This window comes from Moorena sp. SIO3H5 (assembly GCF_010692395.1).
Lineage (GTDB): Bacteria > Cyanobacteriota > Cyanobacteriia > Cyanobacteriales > Coleofasciculaceae > Moorena.
In genome coordinates this window covers 1-5317 of sequence record NZ_JAAHHS010000482.1, presented here as the reverse complement: position 1 = coordinate 5317, position 5317 = coordinate 1, and the positions used below count along the sequence as shown (strand labels likewise).

General features: G+C 42.7%; 5 protein-coding genes and 1 pseudogene. 3 read left to right on the top strand and 3 right to left on the bottom strand.

Going from position 1 to position 5317, the window contains the following annotated elements; translation table 11 throughout:
- Positions 1–86: 86 nt before the first annotated feature.
- Together ruvC and F6K52_RS31800 are read left to right on the top strand one after the other, a co-directional pair.
- Entirely contained in the window at positions 87–644 is a 558-nt protein-coding gene (gene ruvC / locus F6K52_RS31805; protein ID WP_293088347.1) for a crossover junction endodeoxyribonuclease RuvC, read from the top strand.
- A 422-nt stretch (positions 645–1066) separates the two neighbouring features.
- Positions 1067–2131 (top strand): potassium channel protein, encoded by a 1065-nt coding sequence (locus F6K52_RS31800; protein ID WP_293088343.1) that lies wholly within the window; start codon positions 1067–1069, stop codon positions 2129–2131.
- Positions 2132–2274: 143 nt separating this feature from the next.
- Here F6K52_RS31800 and F6K52_RS31795 read toward each other — a convergent pair whose 3' ends face one another.
- The 3 genes from F6K52_RS31795 to F6K52_RS31785 all read right to left on the bottom strand — a co-directional run bounded on the left by F6K52_RS31795 (position 2275) and on the right by F6K52_RS31785 (position 4573).
- Positions 2275–2481, bottom strand: coding sequence for a glycogen debranching protein (locus tag F6K52_RS31795; protein WP_293088339.1), 207 nt, complete (start codon positions 2479–2481; stop codon positions 2275–2277).
- 121 nt (positions 2482–2602) lie between these two features.
- Positions 2603–3106, bottom strand: a complete 504-nt coding sequence (locus tag F6K52_RS31790) for a GNAT family N-acetyltransferase (RefSeq protein WP_293088349.1) — start codon at positions 3104–3106, stop codon at positions 2603–2605.
- Positions 3107–3451: 345 nt separating this feature from the next.
- Positions 3452–4573: an RNA polymerase sigma factor, RpoD/SigA family gene (locus F6K52_RS31785; RefSeq protein ID WP_293088334.1), complete on the bottom strand. Its 1122-nt coding sequence runs from the start codon at positions 4571–4573 to the stop codon at positions 3452–3454.
- 470 nt (positions 4574–5043) lie between these two features.
- Here F6K52_RS31785 and F6K52_RS31780 point away from each other — a divergent pair.
- A pseudogene (locus F6K52_RS31780) lies at positions 5044–5317 on the top strand (hypothetical protein); the annotation flags it as partial.

The following is a 5317-nucleotide window of genomic DNA, read 5'->3' as shown; positions in this document are numbered from 1 at the left end:
TAGCCTAGGCACTAAGGATGATAGCACTAACACCATTAACCCAATCTAGTGATTAGATGGGAAAGGGATTAACTGCAGTGAGCCAGATGGAAAAGCGAATTTTGGGAATTGACCCAGGACTAGCTACTTTAGGTTTTGGCGCAATTAGTTGCCAAATAACCCAAATTAGTAAGTCAGGACACACAAAAGGCTCCTTAGGAGTGGCAAAACGTTCTAGCCAGTCACCAATACAGGAAACCCCTGAACCATTGCAGTTGCTAGATTTTGGCATCATCCAAACCCCTGCCAAGACTGATTACGGCTCACGACTGTGTACGATTTACGAGGATTTACACACCCTGCTTGAACACTGCCAACCAGATCTGGTGGCGATTGAAAAACTTTTTTTCTACCGTATGAGTAATACGATCTCCGTAGCTCAGGCACGGGGTGTTGTGGTGTTAGTAACAGCACAACATGAAGTTCCAATGGTAGAGTTTACACCGGGTCAGATTAAGCAGGCAATGACCGGATATGGTAATGCGGATAAATATGAAGTTCAGCAGGCTGTTATGCGGGAGTTAAACTTAGACACCATCCCCAAACCAGATGATTTAGCAGATGCCTTGGCAGTCGCATTGACTGCCTGGTTTCATATGTCTTGAACACTTTACTATATCTGTGAATATCTGTGAAATATATCTGTGAAATATATTTGTGAACTATATCTGTGAACTCTATAACAATACTAAAGTTTTAAAATTTTTAAACTATTAAATCCTTTCTGGGCAAGGGTTATAGCGATTCGGGTAAGCGGACGCGATTCGGCGTTCGCGCAGCGTCGCCTACGGCCACAGCCAACGCGATCGCGTCCACTAAGGGCACGCTTATTTTAAAAATCATTTAGCACTGCTATATCTGTGAACTATATCTGTGAACTATATCTGTGAACTATACCGATAGCAAAACAATAAACTTAATCATATTTATATATGTAATATTAAAAACCATTGTCAGCTGTCGGTGTTGCCAGTTTGACCTGAATTTTCTCTAGGTAATAAGTTAAGTTAACCCATGACAACCAACGGTGTATTCAATCCTTGAGCAAAAATATCGACGTCTTCGCCAACAGCTGATTGCCGGTGCGATCACTCTCGGGGGTGTATTTCTGATTGGAACTCTGTGGTATCGGGTGGTGGAAGGCTGGGGCTGGTTGGATTCAGCCTACATGACGGTAATCACCCTTTCGACAGTGGGCTATCAAGAAGTACGGCCGATGGGAGATCGGGCAAGACTATTCAGCATTTCTTTAATTTTTATGGGCATTATTAGTATCGGTTACATTGTTAACCGGTTTACAGAAGCCCTAATTCAAGGCTACTTTCAAGATGGAATTCGCATGAGGCAACAGAAGCGCTTGCTAGATAGTTTGACAAAACACTACATTTTGTGTGGGTTTGGACGGACTGGGCGTCAAATTGCTCTGGAATTTAAGGCTGAGAGAATCCCATTTGTCACTATTGACTCCCGATTGGAACAGGTTCAAGCTGTCCAGGATATGGGTTGTATTTCTGTACAAGGAGATGCCACCTTGGATGAAACTCTGCTAAATGTGGGGATTGAACGGGCAATTTGTCTGGTGGCTGCCCTGCCCTCAGATGCCGAAAATCTCTATATTATCTTGTCTGCCAAAACCCTTAATCCCAACATTCGAGCCATTGCTCGTGCTAGCTCCGAAGAAGCTGTTCAAAAATTGCAACGAGCTGGTGCAGATGCTGTAGTCTCTCCCTACATTACTGGTGGTAGACGCTTGGCAGCTGCAGCCCTTAGACCCCAAGTCATGGATTTTGTGGATGGGATTCTAACCGGAACTGATCGGTCTTTTTATATGGAAGAGTTTCTGCTAGACCCCGAAACCTGTCCTTGCGTGGGCAAAACCCTCAGGGACGCCCGATTGCGATCGCAAACTGGTGCTATGGTCTTAGCAATTCGCCGGGATTCTGGTCGTCTGATTGCTGGACCAGACGGTGACACTAAACTCATGTCAGGAGACCTGCTGATTTGTATGGGGACAGCTGATCAATTGCGTGAGCTAAACCAGATTCTTGGTCCAATCCGTTCCAACTTGCTACGACTGCCCAAGCCCAAATAGATCTTGGGCTGAGAATTAAGAATGTAGAATGTAGAATGTAGAATTAATATAGAATTCTTAATTCTTAATTCTTAATTCTTAATTCTTAATTCTTAATTCTTAATTCTTAATTCTTAATTCTTAATTCTTAATTCTTAATTGATCTAATTCAGTTTCAAGGTATTCACCGGTACTTCATCCCAAGACTTAACTGTGCGTAATCGGGCAACCCAACCCGCTGCTTTTTGGTGATCAGTCAAGTTGTTCTGAAACGACTCGTGGCAATCCCTCGCCTGCTCTTCGTCGCATGTAGCAATACAAGAGTAGAGAAGACCCGATGGATCAATCTGCTCGTTTACCCAAATAGTCATTAGTGATTATATTAATAATAAGCAGTATAGGAATTACCCTATGTCCTTTTTGCATTTTACCTGCAACTAGGCGTTTAGGGTCGCAGCTGTATATAGGTTGTAGTATAGCATTTGACCTACATTAGTGAGTCGAATCCCGATCGGTAAACTCAGCTAGCTGATTGAGACCTGTCCCAGTCACTCGACAAATTCTCCAGTCTGGCAATACTGCTGCTCCCATACGTTCATAAAATGCGATCGCAGGTTCATTCCAATCCAGCACACTCCATTCTAAACGCCCATAGCCACGCTCCACTGCTAGCTGAGCCAGGTAACTTAGTATGGCTTTACCAATGCCTTGGCGGCGATATTCCGGTAGCACAAATAAATCTTCTAGATAAATTCCTGGCTTAGTTAGAAATGTTGAATAGTTGTTAAAAAACAGTGCAAATCCCACCCCTTGACCACCCTGTTCAACGATAATCGCCTCTACGTAGGGTTTAGCGCCGAACAGGTGTTCTTTGAGATCATCAGCATTGCCAGTTACAGCGTCGGAGAGTTTTTCATACTCTGCTAGGGCCTTAATCAAATTAAACAGAATCGCTACATCAGCTTCTGTAGCTGCTCTTAAGGTAAAGTTACCCATAGTGCTGGCAAAGGGACAATCAAAAAATACAATTTGACTAATTATCATATCCCTTCTTGGGTAATGGGTAATGGGTACTTGACAATTACTTATTACCATTCTGTTAAAATAATCCAGAGATTTTTTTAACAAAGATGATTTAGCCAAAGATTATTTAGTAAGTGATTAACCGGAATTACTTGATTTGTACATAATCTTTATAGTAAGCATATGCGCGCTCGCGCAGGCTACGCCAACAGCGGTCAGCCGTCAGCTTATTTTCTTCAAAAGCTGTTGGCTGATAGCTGATAGCTGATAGCTTACCCTTTATCTAGAATTCAGGAGCTTCAATTAAGCCCTACTGCACTAGGTCAACCAGTCTCTAAGCCGTCGAGCCACTTGGGGACGGCGTAGCTTACGCATGGCCTTGCTTTGAATCTGACGCACCCGTTCCCGAGAGAGATTGAACATGCCTCCTACTTCTTCTAGGGTGTAGGGTTCACTGCTGGCTAAACCATAGCGTAGAGAAATCACATCTTTTTCCCGCTCAGTCAGGACATCACTGAGAACTTCCCAAATCTCCTGGCGCATCATGGATTCATTCATCTTATCTTCGGGCAATCGTAGATCATTGTCTTCGAGCAAATCCATCAGTTCTGTGTCTTCCCCTTTACCAACTCTGTGATTCAAAGAAAGGGAGCGCCTACGCAATTCTAGTAACTGACGCAAATGGGAGGGGGAAATTTCTAGCGCTTGAGCAAGTTCTATTTCATTAGGATTGCGCTGCAGTTGTTGTTTAAGTTCCCGCTGAGCTTTTTTAAGTTTATTTAGCTTTTCTACAATGTGGATTGGTAGACGAATAGTTCGGGCATCATTGGCAATAGTACGAGTAATGGCTTGACGAATCCACCAATAAGCATAGGTAGAAAACTTGTAACCCTTATCTGGGTCAAACTTTTCTGCTGCTCGGTTTAAGCCCAACGCACCTTCTTGAATCAAATCTAGAAATGGTACACCCCGATTAATATATCGTTTAGCAATTGAAACCACTAACCGCAAGTTCGAGCGAATCATCTTGCGTTTTGCCACACGACCGCGATATAAATTCCCCTCCAACTGACGTTCTGTCATCTCAACCCCTGCAGCTACCTCAGCCTTGGTTGGTTTACGGTCTAATTTTTCGTGTAAGCTGTTGCGGAGTTGCTCGATTTCTACTAGGAACTTAACCCGACGGGCTAAATCTACTTCTTCGTCTGGCTTGAGCAATGGGTAACGAGCCATTTCCTTGAAGAATGCACCCACTGTGTCATCAGAGCCGCTTTTCCGAAAATTATAGGAAGTAGATACCACTAGTTCATCATCTTCGGTGAATTCGACGGCTACACGCTGTAAATCAGTTTCCTCTGGCTCAATGTGATCAGTAACAAAAAAATCTTTCTCTTCCGTAGAAGGCATTGTATGAGTTTGGTTTAATTCTGTAATATTCATAGGGATGTGTGAGTTGCAAGTGTATTTTAAGTTTTTTAAAACCGTTGCCCTGAGGGATTGAGGCTGTCTGTTGCTGAAAATTGGCCGTTAAAGAGAAATCTGTTATCAAAAATGGGTGTTGTTGGTTTCACAAAGAACTTAATACTCTAGACAGAGGAGCTAAAACACGCTCCAAACCCTCAAATATCAGTGACCCAACCTGCTTCAAGTAGTTTATGTGTGATTGACGTGATTATAAATTAATGATTTTAAGCTTACCAGAAGCAGTTTGGCTAGTTGTATCTGTAATTACGAAATGTTTAATTACATAGATTTTAGTTACAGTAAGCGGGTGAAAGCAGGAGAGATAATTCTCTTTCCATTGCTTTTATTATTTTTTTTGACTCTGGAAACAGGATCTCACATATTTTAGAATTTTCCTATCTATCAATAGTGATAGAATAGGAGCCTTCCCAAACTAAAGCTGCCCTATGTCTAATCCTCCTTTAGGTCTACTGTTAGCTGAGCCTAGAGCACTTTACTTTTCTGGTGGTGGCCAAGAAAAGTGGGTTGAAGTCCTAGTAGATTGTCCAGGAGTTCAAGGTATATATACTTATCGTAATTCATTGGATGCATCAATCAATCCTGGAGATGTTCTGAGTGTGTCATTCGGGACTCAACAGCTAGGAGCGATCGCTATTCGGATTGTAGACTCTCCACCCCCAAACTTACCACGAGAAAAAATTAAGGCACACGTCTGCACTC

Bases quoted from the DNA above. Each gene is read 5' to 3' on its own strand.
- ruvC (WP_293088347.1), top strand. From the start codon at position 87: ATGGAAAAGCGAATTTTGGGAATTGACCCAGGACTAGCTACTTTAGGT.
- F6K52_RS31795 (WP_293088339.1), bottom strand. From the start codon at position 2,481: ATGACTATTTGGGTAAACGAGCAGATTGATCCATCGGGTCTTCTCTAC.
- F6K52_RS31790 (WP_293088349.1), bottom strand. From the start codon at position 3,106: ATGGGTAACTTTACCTTAAGAGCAGCTACAGAAGCTGATGTAGCGATT.
- F6K52_RS31785 (WP_293088334.1), bottom strand. From the start codon at position 4,573: ATGAATATTACAGAATTAAACCAAACTCATACAATGCCTTCTACGGAA.